The sequence below is a fragment of the Exiguobacterium sp. SH3S3 genome (assembly GCF_004337115.1).
Classification (GTDB): domain Bacteria; phylum Bacillota; class Bacilli; order Exiguobacteriales; family Exiguobacteriaceae; genus Exiguobacterium; species Exiguobacterium aurantiacum_A.
The window spans coordinates 77,868-92,866 of sequence record NZ_SJUU01000003.1 but is presented as its reverse complement, the minus strand read 5'-3'; the positions used below and the strand labels follow the sequence as shown (position 1 = coordinate 92,866).

16 protein-coding genes are annotated in these 14,999 nt (G+C 54.6%); 8 read left to right on the top strand and 8 right to left on the bottom strand.

Going from position 1 to position 14,999, the window contains the following annotated elements; all coding sequences use genetic code 11:
• Positions 1–101: 101 nt before the first annotated feature.
• Complete coding sequence (locus EVJ28_RS03855; RefSeq protein ID WP_016507932.1) at positions 102–1,391, bottom strand: NCS2 family permease; 1,290 nt, start codon at positions 1,389–1,391, stop codon at positions 102–104.
• A 236-nt stretch (positions 1,392–1,627) separates the two neighbouring features.
• Here EVJ28_RS03855 and EVJ28_RS03850 point away from each other — a divergent pair, with 236 nt between their 5' ends.
• The 5 genes from EVJ28_RS03850 to EVJ28_RS03835 all read left to right on the top strand — a co-directional run bounded on the left by EVJ28_RS03850 (position 1,628) and on the right by EVJ28_RS03835 (position 4,442).
• Complete coding sequence (locus EVJ28_RS03850) at positions 1,628–1,861, top strand: hypothetical protein (protein ID WP_131457922.1); 234 nt, start codon at positions 1,628–1,630, stop codon at positions 1,859–1,861.
• Between the two features lie 11 nt (positions 1,862–1,872).
• Positions 1,873–2,832, top strand: a complete 960-nt coding sequence (locus EVJ28_RS03845; RefSeq protein WP_131470262.1) for a LacI family DNA-binding transcriptional regulator — start codon at positions 1,873–1,875, stop codon at positions 2,830–2,832.
• A gap of 67 nt (positions 2,833–2,899) precedes the next feature.
• Complete coding sequence (locus EVJ28_RS03840; protein WP_016507928.1) at positions 2,900–3,184, top strand: HesB/YadR/YfhF family protein; 285 nt, start codon at positions 2,900–2,902, stop codon at positions 3,182–3,184.
• A gap of 96 nt (positions 3,185–3,280) precedes the next feature.
• Positions 3,281–3,415 carry a hypothetical protein gene (locus EVJ28_RS14320; protein WP_255417550.1) on the top strand — a complete coding sequence of 45 codons (135 nt, stop codon included), beginning with the start codon at positions 3,281–3,283 and terminating at the stop codon, positions 3,413–3,415.
• A gap of 97 nt (positions 3,416–3,512) precedes the next feature.
• Positions 3,513–4,442 carry a manganese-dependent inorganic pyrophosphatase gene (locus tag EVJ28_RS03835; protein ID WP_131488034.1) on the top strand — a complete coding sequence of 310 codons (930 nt, stop codon included), beginning with the start codon at positions 3,513–3,515 and terminating at the stop codon, positions 4,440–4,442.
• A 46-nt stretch (positions 4,443–4,488) separates the two neighbouring features.
• Here EVJ28_RS03835 and EVJ28_RS03830 read toward each other — a convergent pair whose 3' ends face one another.
• The 3 genes from EVJ28_RS03830 to EVJ28_RS03820 are packed head-to-tail and all read right to left on the bottom strand — an operon-like array spanning position 4,489 to position 7,857.
• Positions 4,489–5,613 carry a DUF418 domain-containing protein gene (locus EVJ28_RS03830; protein WP_131457918.1) on the bottom strand — a complete coding sequence of 375 codons (1,125 nt, stop codon included), beginning with the start codon at positions 5,611–5,613 and terminating at the stop codon, positions 4,489–4,491.
• A gap of 21 nt (positions 5,614–5,634) precedes the next feature.
• On the bottom strand, positions 5,635–7,188 hold the full coding sequence (locus tag EVJ28_RS03825; protein ID WP_131470263.1) for an ABC-F family ATP-binding cassette domain-containing protein: 1,554 nt from the start codon (positions 7,186–7,188) through the stop codon (positions 5,635–5,637).
• Between the two features lie 60 nt (positions 7,189–7,248).
• Positions 7,249–7,857, bottom strand: a complete 609-nt coding sequence (locus EVJ28_RS03820) for an NAD(P)-dependent oxidoreductase (RefSeq protein WP_131457916.1) — start codon at positions 7,855–7,857, stop codon at positions 7,249–7,251.
• A 198-nt stretch (positions 7,858–8,055) separates the two neighbouring features.
• Here EVJ28_RS03820 and EVJ28_RS03815 point away from each other — a divergent pair, with 198 nt between their 5' ends.
• A complete protein-coding gene (locus tag EVJ28_RS03815; RefSeq protein ID WP_131457915.1) occupies positions 8,056–8,703 on the top strand; it encodes an NAD(P)H-binding protein in 648 nt (215 codons plus the stop codon).
• Complete coding sequence (locus EVJ28_RS03810) at positions 8,700–9,092, top strand: RDD family protein (protein ID WP_131469336.1); 393 nt, start codon at positions 8,700–8,702, stop codon at positions 9,090–9,092. The genes EVJ28_RS03815 and EVJ28_RS03810 overlap by 4 nt, the downstream gene beginning before the upstream one ends.
• A gap of 25 nt (positions 9,093–9,117) precedes the next feature.
• On the opposite strand, the gene EVJ28_RS03805 is transcribed toward EVJ28_RS03810, so the two are convergent.
• Positions 9,118–10,383, bottom strand: coding sequence for a purine/pyrimidine permease (locus EVJ28_RS03805; protein WP_131457913.1), 1,266 nt, complete (start codon positions 10,381–10,383; stop codon positions 9,118–9,120).
• Positions 10,384–10,458: 75 nt separating this feature from the next.
• On the opposite strand from EVJ28_RS03805, the gene EVJ28_RS03800 reads away from it, so the two are divergent.
• Entirely contained in the window at positions 10,459–11,163 is a 705-nt protein-coding gene (locus EVJ28_RS03800) for an alpha/beta hydrolase (protein ID WP_131470264.1), read from the top strand.
• A gap of 32 nt (positions 11,164–11,195) precedes the next feature.
• Here the strand turns inward: EVJ28_RS03800 and EVJ28_RS03795 are convergent, their stop codons facing one another.
• The 3 genes from EVJ28_RS03795 to EVJ28_RS03785 form a co-directional block, all read right to left on the bottom strand.
• Positions 11,196–12,377 carry an MFS transporter gene (locus EVJ28_RS03795; RefSeq protein ID WP_236634031.1) on the bottom strand — a complete coding sequence of 394 codons (1,182 nt, stop codon included), beginning with the start codon at positions 12,375–12,377 and terminating at the stop codon, positions 11,196–11,198.
• Positions 12,378–12,491: 114 nt separating this feature from the next.
• Positions 12,492–13,283 (bottom strand): endonuclease/exonuclease/phosphatase family protein, encoded by a 792-nt coding sequence (locus tag EVJ28_RS03790; RefSeq protein ID WP_070328331.1) that lies wholly within the window; start codon positions 13,281–13,283, stop codon positions 12,492–12,494.
• Between the two features lie 52 nt (positions 13,284–13,335).
• Positions 13,336–14,964: a PTS transporter subunit IIBC gene (locus EVJ28_RS03785; protein WP_131457910.1), complete on the bottom strand. Its 1,629-nt coding sequence runs from the start codon at positions 14,962–14,964 to the stop codon at positions 13,336–13,338.
• Between the last annotated feature and the right edge of the window lie 35 nt (positions 14,965–14,999).

Below are 14,999 nucleotides of genomic sequence, written 5' to 3'. Positions count from 1 at the left end.
ATGATAATGAACGAATATTCAGTAACCGACTGCTATACGACAGTGATTCCCTGATTAATAACAGAAAAACCCTCGTCGGGGACGAGGGTTAAAGTCAAGTATTATAGGAAAAACATTTCCAAAATAAACAATCCGGCGAACAAGTAGATGAGCGGGTGGACCGTCTCTTTGTTCATCGCCTTGAAGATCGGGTAGAGGATGAACCCGAAGGCGATCCCGCGTTCGATACTGCCTGAGAGTGGCATGATGAGGATCGTCATGAACGCCGGGAAGTATTCACTGAAATCTGTCCAATCGATATAGCGGACGTTCGTCAGCATGAGTGCGCCGACGATGATGAGGGCCGGCGCCGTAATGGCGGCGACACCTGAAATCGCACCGATGAGCGGGCTGAAGAACAATGTGAGACCGAACAAGCCGGCGACGACGGCTGTCGTCAGTCCGGTCCGTCCGCCTTGGGCGACACCTGCGGCCGACTCGATGTAGGCCGTCGATGGACTCGTTCCGACGAGTGAGCCCCCCATCGTTGCGAGCGAATCAGCGAACAAAGCCCGGTGCCCGTTCTCGATCGTCCCGTCTTCTTTCAACAAGCCGGCTTGCTTGCCGACACCGACGAGCGTTCCGGTCGTGTCGAACAACGTGACGAGGAAGAACGACAACACGGCCCCGAACAAGCCATATTGGATGACGTCAGAGAAAGCGGTGAGCGGGTTGACCATCAACCCTTCCGGTAGCGTCGGCATCGCCGTCACGCCTTCGATTTTCAATAGCCCCATGAAGTAGGCGGCAATCCCAGTGACGACCATCCCGATGAGCAGCGAGCCCGGGACGTTACGTGAGAAGAGGAGGGCCGAGACGATCAGTCCACCGAGGACGAGCAAGACGCTCGGTGACGACAACTCCCCGAGACGGACGAGGTTCGCCTCATCCGCGACGATGAGTCCAGACAGCTTCAAGCCGAGCGAGGCGATGAACAACCCGATGCCGGTCGTGATGGCGTGCTTCAATGAAGCCGGGATCGCTTGAATCAGTTTCGTCCGGATCGGTGACAGCGATAAGATCAGGAAGAAGACCGACGACACGAAGACGACGCCGAGCGCGGCTTCTGGTGCGATCTGTTGTTGCGCGACGAGTGTATAGGCGAAGAAGGCGTTCAAGCCCATCCCAGGTGCGACCGCGATCGGCAGGTTGGCATAGAACGCCATTAACCCTGTTCCGATCAAGATGGCGATGATCGTCGCCGTGAACGCCTGGGCGAACGGGATGCCTGCGTCCGACAAAATCGCCGGGTTGACGACCGAGATGTAGGCCATCGTGACGAACGTTGTGATGCCGGCCATCACTTCTTGTTTAACGTTCGTCCCGTGTTGCTGTAAACGGAATAAGTTCATTAGGAAGACTCCTTATAAGTAGTAATTTCCGAACATTAATTGTCTAGTAAAGTGGAATACACGTTATCAACCTGTTGACTATACGAAATCGAATCGACATCGTCAATGATTTTGAGTTAAAAAACTAAAAAAGTTCTCATTTAAGTATTTAATGTTCGGAATTAGAGTTTTTTACTAAAGTGCTTGCTCTGAAACGCGTTTCAGAATGTACGGTAGAGTCAAAGGAGGGAAGCCTGATGAATCCGACGACGTGGAAGACTTGGTGTAGCGGGATTGTCTATGAACTGGTCATCAATCAATTGTACACACCGTTCGGACGCATGTTGTGCGCCCAGTTTCAAGATGAGTTTCTGCACTTACCTGTCGAAGAACGGTTTCGTCTCGCCCAAGCGATTCGGCGACAAGTGATGGCAAGAGATGACAGTCGGTCAGTAGAATGGGTACACTATATGGAAAGACTGACGGATTGAGGTGAGGCGGGATGGCGAACATTCGAGATATCGCGAAACAAGCGGACGTGTCGGTGACGACGGTCTCGCGGGTGATTAACGAACATCCATACGTTTCAAAAGAGAAGCGACAGCGCGTCCATGCAGCGATGGCAGAGCTTGGCTATTTACGGAATCAGCAGGCGTTGACGCTGTCGACTGGGCGCACGCAGCGATTCGTCGTCGTGTTGCCGTATATGGACCATCCGTACTACGGACTGTTCGTCAACGGACTCGCGAAAGCGGCGCTCGTGAAAGGGTATCGTCTCGTCATGTGGCAGACCGAGTACAAGCTTGATCAAGAGCGGCAAGCACTCGACTTACTGAAGCATCGTGAAGTCGACGGGGCGATTCTGTTGTCGCATGCGATGTCGTTCGAAGAATTGGAGACGTACCGTGGCTTCGGCCCGATCTCGGTCGCGACGGTCGGTGCGCCTGAGACGATCTCCTCGGTCCATGTCGACCATTACGCGGCGTTCGTCGCCGGATTGCATGTGTTAACGCAAGCTGGCTATGAAGATATCGGCATCGTCTTATCGCGGCAGTCTAGTCCGAGCTCAATCGCGCGTCAGCGGGCCTACTTCGATGAAGTGGCGTCCGCGCGTGAGCGATGGGTATGGACCGGTTACTTGACGAGTGAAGACGGGATCCGCTTAGCGGCAGAGTTCCTTCAACGAACAGAGCGTCCCCGCGCGCTCTTTTTGTCGTCCGATTACGTCGCGCTCGGTTTTTTAGGGGAGATGCGCCGGCGTGACGTCCGCATACCGGAAGACGTCGCCATCCTCGGGTTTGACGGCCACCCGATCAGCCAGGCGTTCGGCTTAGCGACGATGCACGCGCCGCATGAAGAAATCGGTCGCGCCTTGTTCGATGTGACGTTCGATGAGATGAACGGCGGTGCGGTTAGGACGCAAAGTCTGACCGTTGCGTATCTTTCGGGCACGACACTCTAGGCAACTTCCTCGCTCGCTTTTTGAGAAACGATTAGAATGAAGACAGAAGTCGAGAGGAGGATGTTACATGAAGATCAACGTGACGGAAGAAGCACTCCAATTTTTTAAAGACGAAATGGAAGTCGAGGCGGGACAGACGGTTCGTCTGTTCGCCAAATACGGGGGTTCGACTGATTTGACGCACGGGTTCTCGGTCGGTGTCATCACAGAAGAGATCGATAACGCCGTCGTCGAAACGAACGCAGATGGAATTCGTTTCGTCGTCGCCGAGCAGGACGAATGGTTGTTCCAAGGACAAGACGTCAACGTCGAGATCCGCGGGGATGAAGTCGTGTTCGTTCAGGCTGACTGACATGACAGTTTGTTTACGGATGTGAGACATCCGTTTGACCGCGTCAACCTCGGGGAACAGTCTACGACAAGACTCAGTACCGAAAGGATGAGACAGATGTCAGACCAAGACAAACGTGAACAAGAAGAACAAGAGAAGTTGAACCGGGACCAACCGGATATCTCGCACGAAGAAGATTCAAAAGGGGATCATTCGGACCTCGAAGAGACAGACGAAGACGAACAATCGTGAAGAGCCGAGTCTAGGCTCTTTTTGTTTTGGAATTGAAAGAATGGGGATTGACGGTATAATGGATAAGGGAAAACTATAACAGTGAGGAGAATGCATCATGAGTACAGTACTTGTCTTCGGACATAAAAATCCAGATACGGATACAATCTGTTCGGCGCTCGCTTACGCTGAACTGAAAAAGAAATTAGGGATGGACGCCGAGGCGGTCCGTCTCGGTGACGTGAACGGGGAGACGCAATACGCGCTCGACCACTTCCGTGTCAAGGCGCCGCGCCTCGTCGAACGTGTATCGGACGAAACGAGCTCGGTCATCTTAGTCGACCATAACGAGTTCCAACAAAGTGCGGCCGACATTGCTGACGTGCGAATCCTTGAAGTCGTCGACCACCACCGCATCGCTAACTTCCAAACGGCAGACGCACTCTACTACCGGGCGGAGCCGGTTGGCTGCACGGCGACAATCTTGCTCAAGTTGTACAAAGAACACGGTGTTGAAATCGCGTCTGACATGGCCGGCTTGATGCTATCGGCGATCATCTCGGACTCGCTCTTGTTCAAGTCACCGACGTGCACGGACGAGGACGTCAAAGCAGCGAAAGAACTTGCAGACATCGCCGGAACTGACGTCGAGGCGTACGGTCTCGAAATGTTGAAAGCCGGAGCCGACCTGAGCCAGAAGACGGTGCCTGAACTCATCTCGCTCGACGCGAAAGAGTTCGCGATGGGCGACTACCGCATCGAGATCGCGCAAGTGAACACGGTTGACGCGCACGACGTGTTGAGCCGTAAAGCTGAAGTTGAAGCGGCGATGGCGAAGACGATTGCTGACAAACAGCTTGACTTGTTCGTCTTCGCAATCACGAACATCTTGACGAATGATTCAGAAGCACTCGTTGTCGGTGCGAAGCATGATTTGTTCGAACAAGCGTTCAACGTCGAACTGTTAGACGGCCTGGCGACACTTCCTGGCGTCGTATCACGTAAAAAACAAATCGTTCCTGTGTTGACAGCAGCGGCGACGAACTAAGAAATGAGAAAGGCTCGAAGCGAGATGCTTCGAGCCTTTCTGCATGCTATGATACTTTCTTCTGAATCCCATACGTCCCGATCCGCCATAACTTCTCGAACGGTCCGTAGCGATGAGACTTGAGCCACCACATTGAGAAGAACGTTTGGGCAATCAAAATCGCGATACTCAAGAACAATCCTTCAGTGAGCGACAGACGTCCGTAATACCCGAGGGCGATGACGGGAAGGACGACGACGAGCGTGTGCGTCAAGTAGTTCGTCAGCGCCATCCGGCCGAGCGCCTGGAGCGGACGGAACGTGAGTCCTTTTCGGACGGCGACGGTGAACAGACAGACGTACGTCGTCGCGAGCAGTTTTCCTGAGATGAGGACGGCTGCTAGGTTCGTCCAGTAGTAAGCATCACCACCGCCGTAACGATGCCAGAGGATGACCCCGAAAAACGGCAAGGCGAGAACACTGCAAATAATGGCCGTTCGTGTCAATCCTTGAAGCGTCCATGTGAGCAGCTTCCGCTCACGCCCGATATAGAGACCGAATAAAAATAGGCAAAAGATTTCGATCCCGACAAGCAGAGAGTTTGAGATTGCGCTAAAGATCTCGACGTCGAGCCGGTAATCGAACCAAGCGCCAAAGCCGGCGTTATACGCGGTCGGGAACGGATAGCCGGGATTGAAATACCCCGTCGTCCACTCCATCAAGACAGATGAGCCATAGAACAAGAGAAAACTCCCGATCAACAAACTCCACGCCCACGTCAAAATCGCGCGGTTGCTCAATCCATAAAACAAGGGGAGCAACAACCCCCACATCGCATACGTATGTAAGATGTCACCCGACCAGATGGCCAGGTGAGCAAGTCCGAACAGGAAAAGAATGATGATGCGTCGGACATAGCGGCTCGCCGAGTCCCCACGCGCGTACGAGCGTTCGAGGAAAATCGAGAAGCCGATGCCGAACAGTAAAGAGAAAATTGTATAGAACTTCGTCTGGATGAACAAGTCGAACAGTGTCCTTACGACGAGGTCACTACCTTCATACATAGGTTTACCGAAGATCCAGTCGCTCCCGAGCATGCTCGGGATGTTGACGAGGAAGATGCCGCACAGGGCAAATCCTCGAATAATATCATAGAGAACGATGCGTTCGTTCAATTGGATGGGGCCTGTCATGCGACACTTCCTCTACACGTTTTAGAATACTTTCGTCGTCCACGATTCACAGTTCCAGACGTCGGTGACGATGTCTTGATAGAACTCCGGTTCGTGACTGATGAGTAGGATACTACCTTTATACTCTTTCAATGCGCGCTTCAACTCTTCCTTCGCGTCGACGTCCAAGTGGTTCGTCGGCTCATCGAGGAGGAGCAAGTTTGATTCGTTGTTTTGGAGCTTACAGAGGCGGACTTTCGCTTTTTCCCCACCACTGAGGACGGCGATTTTACTCTCGATATGCTTCGTCATGAGACCACACTTCGCGAGCATGGCCCGGACTTGTTGCTGGTTGAGTGACGGGAACTCGCTCCAAATCTCTTCGATACACGTGTTGTTGCTGACGGCCGCTTCTTGTTCGAAGTACCCGATCTCTAGGAACTCGCCGCGTTCGACCGTTCCTTCGAGCGGATTGATCATGCCGAGCAGACTCTTCAAGAGCGTCGTCTTCCCGATCCCGTTCGCACCGACGAGGGCGATCTTCTGACCGCGCTCCATCTGCAGGTCGAGTGGACGTGAGAGCGGCTCATCGTAACCGATGACGAGATCTTTCGCGTCAAAGATGAGACGGCCTGACGTGCGCGCCTGCAAGAAACGGAACTCTGGCTTCGGACGTTCCGCGCTCAGCTCGATGACGTCCATCTTGTCGAGTTTCTTTTGACGTGACATCGCCATGTTTCGTGTCGAGACGCGGGCCTTGTTACGGGCGACGAAGTCTTTCAAATCAGCGATTTCCGCTTGTTGGCGTTTATAAGCCGACTCAAGCTGCGACCGTTTCATCTCGTACACTTCCATAAATTTGTTGTAATCGCCGACGTAACGCGACAAATCTTGGTTCTCCATATGGTAGACCAAGTTGATGACGCTGTTTAAGAACGGGATATCGTGCGAGATCAAGATGAACGCATTGTCGTAGTTCTGAAGATAACGCTTCAACCACTCGATATGGATCTCATCCAAATAGTTGGTCGGCTCATCGAGGAGGAGGATGTCCGGCTTCTCAAGGAGCAGCTTCGCGAGCAACACTTTTGTCCGTTGTCCACCTGATAGGTCAGCGACGTCACGGTCGAGACCGACGTCTAAAATACCGAGTCCGCGGGCGACTTCTTCGACTTTCGCATCGATGATATAAAAGTCGTTCGAATCGAGCGTCTCTTGCAGTTCGCCGACTTCAGCGAGCATGTCGTCCATCTGCTCAGGTGACGCGTCGCCCATCTCCATGTAGAGTTCGCCGATGCGTGTCTCCATGTCGATCAAGTATTGGAATGCGCTTTTCAACACGTCACGAATCGTCATCCCGCGTGCGAGGACGGCGTGCTGGTCGAGGTAACCGACGCGGACGTTTTTCGCCCACTCGATTTTCCCTTCATCCGGTTGCAGTTTGCGCGTGATGATGTTCATGAACGTCGATTTTCCTTCACCGTTTGCTCCGATGAGGCCGATGTGTTCACCTTTTAATAGACGGAAAGACACGTCATTTAAAATGGCGCGGTCACCGAAACCGTGGCTCAAGTTTTGTACTGTTAATATACTCATAATTCGTATTCGTTCCCTTCAAAGTTGACTATCCGATATTGTAGCATGGATTCAAAAAAATTAGTACGCCAGTCCGACCGACTGCCGGACGAAACTGTTCTCTTCGACCGTGTTCAACATGAACTGGGCGACGTCGGCACGTGAAATCTGTTTACCGTCGGCAGGGATCCCGTCGATGTCCGTCCGGTACACTGATGTCCGCGGACCATCCGTCAGTTGCATCGGCCGCACGATCGTGTAGTCGAACGACGAGTTGCGCCACAGGTCGACCGCGGCCCGGTGGTCGCGAAGCGGCTTCCGGAGCATGAACGTCACGACCGTTCCGGCGATCCCGGGAATCTCTTTGTCAATCCCGGCAGACGCGAGGTACAGAATGCGCGTCACATCGTTCGCTTTCATGGCGGGGACGAGCGCATCGGTCACGCTGGCCAAGAAATCGGGGTCGCTCAAATCGGTCCCGAGACAGCTGATGACGGCGTCGTGCCCGGCAAGCGCGTCGGTCAACGCCGCACTGTCCGTCACGGCGCCTTCGATGATTTCAAGTTGCGGGGTCGGGATGAGTTTTTTCTGTTCGCGCACGAAGGCGGTCACATGATGGCCGTGCTCGATCGCTTGATCGACAAACTGATGACCGGTCCGTCCGGTGGCACCAAGAACGAATAGCTTCATACACAACTAGCTCCTCTCGTTTTTCCAGTACCTTCAGTATACAGCAGTTTCAGAAAAATCGAACTTTTTGCCGTCTTTTCATAAACGGGTTGCAATTGCCGCAATCTCGTCTTCGATTGATTGTGTCTGGTCTCAGTCGTTGCCGATGAACGGCAAGTCAGCTAGACTGAAAGAAGTACGTAACAAGGGGGAACTAGAATGGGAAAAACAGCACTCGTTGTCGGCGCGACCGGTTTGATCGGACGCGAGCTCGTCGAGCAGTTGCTCGAACAAGAACGGTATGACGCGGTATGGATCGTCGTCCGCCGCTCGAAACGTTGGAGTCACCCGAAATTACATGAAGTTGTCGGCTTTGAGAAGATGGATGAGACGTTGCCGCACATTGACGATGTGTACTGTGCACTCGGTACGACGATTGCCGTCGCCGGATCACGTCAGGCGTTCAAACATGTCGACCTCGAGTTACCGCTCGAAGTCGCGCGTGTCGCGAAACAGCACGGCGCCACACGTTACGCCGTTGTCTCGGCACAAGGTGCGTCATTGCGCTCGCCGTTCTTCTACAACCGAGTGAAAGGTGAACTCGAGAACGGGCTCAAAGTGTTCGGGTTCGAGCACTTGATTATCGCCCGCCCGTCGCTCTTGCTCGGCGACCGCGAGTCGTTCCGGCTCGGTGAGAAAGCGGCTGAAGTCGTAAGCCGTCCGTTCCAACCGCTGTTGCTCGAAAAAGTTCCAAATGCGGCCCCAATCCAAGCGTTACACGTGGCCCGGGCTTTGATCATGGCCGGAGAAGAAGGACAAGGCACGGAAGTGTTGACGTCCGGAATGATGCAGCGAATGAGCCAATGAAGCGAGTGACGAGCAAACGCACGAAAGCCGTCTTGATCGACGGTGTCATTGCCGGGCTCCTTAGTTTCGGTGTCGAACAGCTCGTTCGGAAGAAAGTGAAGAGCGAGTTCGTCCACGCGGTCATCACACCAACACTCGTCTCTTATGCGATCGAGGCGTGCCAGATGAGCCGTGGTGGTCAAACGATCGGCTACAAGCTGATGGGTCTCGAACTGAAGAACGATGACGGAACACCGGTCACGGCCGAGCAAGCGTTCAAGCGTGCCCTTCATCGGGACACGTTGACGGTTGCGGCTTACTTCAAGGACCGCGAACACTTCGAGGCGGAAGACGGTGCCGTCTTGCCGCACGACAAAGCTTTCCATATGCACGTGACCGAAAAGAACTGACCTCAGACGCGAGGTCAGTTCTTTTTTAGTCGTGGATTCGGCTCAGGATGGCGGTCGTCAAAGAGACGACCGTCCCGAGGACGAGACCGTTCGAGAACACGGTCGCAAGAAGCGGCGGTAAATCGTTCATCGCTCCAGGCGGGAGCAACATCGCCCCGGCCCCGATGACGAGCGGGAGGCCGACCGTGAGCGACGCCGTCTTTTGGTTCAACTCGAACGCAGCCTCGTTAATCCCGATGATGATCATCGTCGCGATGAGCGGGGTGACGATGGCGTACCCGACCGCGGCCGGGATGCTTGCGATGAGCGACACGAACGGTCCGATCAAAGCGAGCACCATCATCAAGCCGTGAGCGACGAGGTGAGGGGCACGGTGCACGCTCTCCGTTGACGACAAGAAACCGGCTGTCCCAGAAATCGCGACCGGTCCAGGCGTTCCAAACAGACCAGCGACCATCTGACTGACACCGCTGACGACGCCAGACGCGGCGACGTGGCCTTCGACTTGTTGTTTCGTCCGTGAACTGACGATGCGCTCAATCAATTTGATGTTCGCGAGCACGTTCGTCATGAGTAGAAGTGTGATGACGAACGCGGTCGGAAGTAAGTTCCAATCCCATACCCAAGCGCCGAACGGGAACAGCTCAGGTACGAGGAAGAACGACTCAGAACGAACGATCGGGTTGCCGAGACCGAGCAGATTGAACAACCCGAACCCGACGAAAAGCGTCATGACGAGACCGTATTGTTTGAAGCGGCTCCGCTCGAGCGTGAGCGCGAACAAGACGAGCCCGGCTGTCGCGACGGCTTGGACGATATTGATGCCGTCCTCGCTCACACCGAAACCGCCTTTAATGACGGCACCGGATAGTTGCAGGACGAGCAGGATCATATAGACGCCGAGCACTTGAGGCGTGAACAGCGACAGCATGCGCCGTAACAGTCCGGTCACGGTCATGACCACGCCGAGCACACCGCTCAAGAACAGCATGAAGCCGAGCGCTTGGAGCGTCTCTTGCCCGCTGCCGTAGAGGGCAGGACCGATCGAGGCGTACAGCGTGAACACGCCCCACCAAATACCGGCCGGTCCTTCTAAGATCGGCAGACGGTGGCCGAACAGCGTCTGGATGATGCTGAACAGTGCGAAGATGAACAGCGAGCGCGAGATGAACGTCATCGTCTCGGCCGGCGACAGTTCAAATAGGGCGGCGATGGCGAGCGGTGGTACAATGTTGGTAGCTAAAATAAAAATAAACCACTGAATCGTCGTGGTTACAGAACTTTTCGTCATGGTGTCCCCCTGATATTTCCCTTTTTTACTATTAGTGTACCGTGACGACGAAGTGGATGCAAATGGAGGTATATAATGAAGAGAAAACTGAAGTGGATCGGACTGTCGTTGCTTGCCGTCATCCTTGTCGCCGTGATCGGCTTCGTCGTTTGGACGCAAATGACATACGGACCGACGGATGAAGCGCTTGGCTATGCGGCTGAAGCTGAACAGGTCGACAACCGACTAGAGTTCGGAGACCGGAGGCGTGAGGTCGGGATTATCTTGTATCCGGGTGCAAAAGTCGATAAAGAGGCGTACGCCTATTACGGGACCCGATTGGCGGAAGCAGGGCACTTTGTCGCCATCCCGTCGCTTCGCTTGAACCTCGGCATCCTAGATATCGATGCGGCGGAAACAATCATCGAGGCACATCCCGATATCGAGCGTTGGTACGTCGCCGGTCACTCGCTTGGCGGTTCGGCCGCCTCGGGCTATGCGCTCGAAAACGAAGATAAAGTCGACGGGGTCATCTTCCTCGCCTCGTATCCGATCAGCGCGATGACGGATAGCGACTTGCGCGTCTTGTCGATCTCGGGTGAATTGGATGGTCTGGCGACACCGAGCGATATCGAGACGAGCCGTGACAGCGTGCCGAGTGACGCCACGTTCCATCAGATCGAAGGTGGCAATCATGCCAACTTTGGGATGTACGGGCCGCAAGACGGGGATAACGACAGCCCGCTCAGCGCAAGAGAACAACTTGATGAGACGATTGATCAAATCGTAGATTGGCTTTAAAAAAACAGCGTGCCCGGGTTCGGGCACGCTGTTTAGCGTTGGTCGAGACGATGACTAAGCGACGTCAAGGCAGCGGTCAGTAAGGCGACGGCGCCACCGACGAGGGCGAGCATCATGACCGGTGCGTTCGCATAGACGAGACCACCAAGAGCAGACCCCATACCGATGCCGACGTTGCTCGCGACCGGCATGAGTGACGAGGCGAGTCCTTTCGCATCTGGGTTGAACTTCTCGGCCAAGTCGATCAAATAAATTTGCGTCGACGTCGTGAGCAGAATCGCCATGAACGACATGAGGGCGATGTTGATGAGACCGAGCGTCACGTTCGACGTCGTCACATAAAGCGCCGCGAGCACGACCGCTTGGATGAGAAAGACGAACCGGAGCCGACCGATCGGGTTATGGCTCGCGATTTTCCCGGCCGTCATGTTGCTGAAGATCGAGATGAAACCGTAGGCGAGCAGGATCGGACTGACCCATGCGACCGGGACGCCAAGTACGCCTTTTAAGATCGGGACGAGATACGTATAGACGACGTACGTCGCACCGAATCCGAAAGCCGGGATGAAGAAGGCGATCAAAATACGCGGATTCGTCAAGAGCCGGAGCTGGTCAGAGATCGACGTCTTCGCGCTCGATAACTGGTTGGGGACGACGCGGTAGACCGCGAATAAGGCGACGATACCGAGTGCGGTCGTCATGAAGAACGTCGCTTCCCAGCCCGCGCGTTGCCCGATGAACGTCCCGAGTGGAACACCGAACACGTTCGCCATCGTGAAGCCGCCGAAGATGAGCGAGACGGCGATGCCGCGCTTCGTCGGCGGTACCGATTCACTGGCGACGAGCATGGCGAGCGAGATGAGCACACCGGTCACGACCGCGGTCACCATGCGTGTCGACAGCAGAAGACCGTAGTTCGGTGCTTGGCTGCTCAAGAAATTGAGCACGATGAAGCCGAGCGTGAGTCCGAGCATAAGTCTTCGTTTCGGCAAATGGCTCGTGAACGACATCATGAGCGGGGTGCCGATAGCAAAGCTGATGGCGAAGGCGGACACGAGCGTCCCGGCGGTGGCAATCGAGATGGTCAGTCCATCCGCGATATCGGGTAAAATTCCGACAATGACGAACTCACTCGTGCCGAGCACGAACGTGAGCAGCGCCAGTGATAAGATGAGCGTCCAGTCGTTGCGACTGAGCGATGGGGTGGTCGTCAAGATGCAATCACTTCTTTCGTTCAAAGGTTGTTAGACATCAGTCGTTTCCAACATACAGGATTTTTTGACAAAGCAAAACCCCTTTCTCTCCAGTTCGGAAAGAAAGGGGTTGTCTCATCGCCAAAACGCGGTCGCTTCGACACCGGCATGGTCTGACACGATTGGTCCGTTGTCGCCGTCAAAGACGACGGCGTGGCGCGAAACGTGGATCGGGGCGTTCGTCAACATCAAGTCGATGCGAAGCGCCTGCTTGTTCTCGTCCCAACCGGCGATTTTGCCTTGGACGGTCGCATCGCCTTCGCGCTCGGCTGCGAGAAAGAACAAGTCTTGAAGACCGTGGTCGATCAAATAGTCGTAGCCTTCACCGCGCAGAAACGCGTCGTTGTTGAAGTCGCCGAGCAGGAGAGCCCGGTCGTCATCTTCGACGCGGCGAAGCAGTTCATCGAGCTGGTGACGAGCCGGTTCGTCTGCATCATGCCACCAACCGAGATGGCACGAGTAGACGGCTGTCGGTTCGTCCGTTCCGCTGACGACGGCTTTGACGATTTTTCTAGACTTGTAATCGTTCGGGTCGGTCGTTTGGGAGACAAAGAACGATTCGGTCGAGACGAACGGTGTCCGCGATAAGATCGCGACGCCTTCTTCGTAGATATCATAGCCGTAATGGGCGAAATCCCATGTCATGTAATAGGCGACCCCTTGCTCACGGAGTTTTTCAACGAGGACGTGGGCAAAGTTGTTTTCACGGATGAGACCGTCAATCAGCGGCGCTTCTTTATGTTGGTTCACTTCTTGGAGCGCGATGATGTCATACTCCTCGCTCGCGATCCGTTCCACGATCGAGTCGATTTTCTCTTGTTGTCGATCTTCTAACCAGGCGTGACAGTTGAGTGTCAAAATATTCACAGTAGTCCTCCTTTAGAAAAAACAGGCAAACTCGCACGAGCTGGCCTGTTGATTATGCACCGATGACGTCTTGAATGTCAGACTTCAATACGTCGGCTTTCGGGCCGTAGATTGCTTGGACACCACGGTCTTTCAAGATGAGACCCATGGCGCCATTCTTTTTCCATTCGCGCTCTTCTGAGACGAGCGACATATCTTTCACTGTGACACGAAGACGTGTCATGCAGGCATCGACGTCCTCGATGTTATCTTCCCCACCGAGTAGCGCGATAATCCCCATGACCTGCTCGTTGCCGGTCACCGTCGATTGCTCTGTCGCTTCTTCCATATAGTTGCCGTTGCGTCCAGGCGTCGGCAAGTTCATCTTCTTGATGAAGAAGTTGAACACTCCGAAGTTGATGAAGAAGAACGCAGCCGAGACGAGGAAGAAGTTGATCAAGTCTTGCAGGAGTCCGGCTTTGATGATCATCGGGATCCGCGTCAATAGCTCGATCGCACCGAACGCGTGGACACGAAGGTCGATAATGTCCGCCAAGGCGAAGGCGGCACCGGCCATGAGTGCATACATGACGTAAAGGACTGGAGCGACGAACATGAACATGAACTCGATCGGCTCAGTGACACCCGTCAAGAAGACGGCGAGACCGGCCGAGAGGAACATCGGTTTGTACTGGGCTTTCTTGTCCTCGTCGACGTTACGGTACATCGCATAAGCGGCACCGATGAGCGCGGCGAACGACAAGATGACTTGACCGACTTTGAAACGGGCCGGTACGACGTCAGCGAGCAGCGTGTTGTAAGCAGCTGTATCGCCAGCGGCGCGAAGGTTGACGAGGTCCGTCACCCAAGCTAACCAAAGCGGATCTTGACCGGCGACGACTGAACCAGCTGTCGCGCCCGTTAAAATCGTGTACGTGCCCCCGAGCTCCGTGTAGTTCATCGGGACGGTGAGCATGTGGTGAAGACCGAACGGTAACAACAGACGTTCGAGCGCACCGTAGATGAACGGCGCAAGGATCGGTGCCGTGTCACGTGACGTGGCGATCCATTGGCCGAAGCTGTTGAGTGCCCCTTGAATCGTTGGCCAGATGATCGACAGCGCGATCGCCGCGACGACCGAACCGAGGATGACGACGAACGGGACGAACCGCTTCCCGTTGAAGAACGACAAGGCGTTCGGTAATTTACTGAAATTGTAGAATCGGTTATAAAGTGCACCACCAAGGAAACCGGCGATGATCCCGACGAACACACCCATGTTCAGGGCAGGTGAACCGAGGACAGATGTAAAGTAGTCAGCGACGACGAGGTCGGCCCCAAAGAGGGATTGGACTGTCGCTTCCGGGTCTTGGAGCATGGCGCCGTTGACGTTAAAGATGGCGCCTGTGACACGGTTGATCAAAATGAAGGCGATCAGTGCGGCGAACGCACCACCGGCCTTGTCTTTCGCCCACGAGCCACCGATGGCGACCGCGAACAAGATATGTAAGTTGACGATGATGCCCCAACCTAAGTCTTCGATGATGCGTGCCGTCGTCAGGAGGATCCCGACGTCTCCGGCTGACATGCCGATCAATTTACCGATCGAGATCATGAGTCCTGCTGCCGGCATAACGGCGATAACGACCATCAAGGCCTTACCGAGCTTTTGCCAAAAATCAAATGAGATGAGCTGTTTCATGCTATCCGCTTCCTTCCTGTTCGGAACTTTTTCTC

What these genes read in the sequence shown, in the direction of transcription:
- EVJ28_RS03855 (WP_016507932.1), bottom strand. Translation starts at nt 1,391, where the DNA reads ATGAACTTATTCCGTTTACAGCAACACGGGACGAACGTTAAACAAGAA.
- EVJ28_RS03850 (WP_131457922.1), top strand. Translation starts at nt 1,628, where the DNA reads ATGAATCCGACGACGTGGAAGACTTGGTGTAGCGGGATTGTCTATGAA.
- EVJ28_RS03845 (WP_131470262.1), top strand. Translation starts at nt 1,873, where the DNA reads ATGGCGAACATTCGAGATATCGCGAAACAAGCGGACGTGTCGGTGACG.
- EVJ28_RS03840 (WP_016507928.1), top strand. Translation starts at nt 2,900, where the DNA reads ATGAAGATCAACGTGACGGAAGAAGCACTCCAATTTTTTAAAGACGAA.
- EVJ28_RS14320 (WP_255417550.1), top strand. Translation starts at nt 3,281, where the DNA reads ATGTCAGACCAAGACAAACGTGAACAAGAAGAACAAGAGAAGTTGAAC.
- EVJ28_RS03835 (WP_131488034.1), top strand. Translation starts at nt 3,513, where the DNA reads ATGAGTACAGTACTTGTCTTCGGACATAAAAATCCAGATACGGATACA.
- EVJ28_RS03830 (WP_131457918.1), bottom strand. Translation starts at nt 5,613, where the DNA reads ATGACAGGCCCCATCCAATTGAACGAACGCATCGTTCTCTATGATATT.
- EVJ28_RS03825 (WP_131470263.1), bottom strand. Translation starts at nt 7,188, where the DNA reads ATGAGTATATTAACAGTACAAAACTTGAGCCACGGTTTCGGTGACCGC.
- EVJ28_RS03820 (WP_131457916.1), bottom strand. Translation starts at nt 7,857, where the DNA reads ATGAAGCTATTCGTTCTTGGTGCCACCGGACGGACCGGTCATCAGTTT.
- EVJ28_RS03815 (WP_131457915.1), top strand. Translation starts at nt 8,056, where the DNA reads ATGGGAAAAACAGCACTCGTTGTCGGCGCGACCGGTTTGATCGGACGC.
- EVJ28_RS03810 (WP_131469336.1), top strand. Translation starts at nt 8,700, where the DNA reads ATGAAGCGAGTGACGAGCAAACGCACGAAAGCCGTCTTGATCGACGGT.
- EVJ28_RS03805 (WP_131457913.1), bottom strand. Translation starts at nt 10,383, where the DNA reads ATGACGAAAAGTTCTGTAACCACGACGATTCAGTGGTTTATTTTTATT.
- EVJ28_RS03800 (WP_131470264.1), top strand. Translation starts at nt 10,459, where the DNA reads ATGAAGAGAAAACTGAAGTGGATCGGACTGTCGTTGCTTGCCGTCATC.
- EVJ28_RS03785 (WP_131457910.1), bottom strand. Translation starts at nt 14,964, where the DNA reads ATGAAACAGCTCATCTCATTTGATTTTTGGCAAAAGCTCGGTAAGGCC.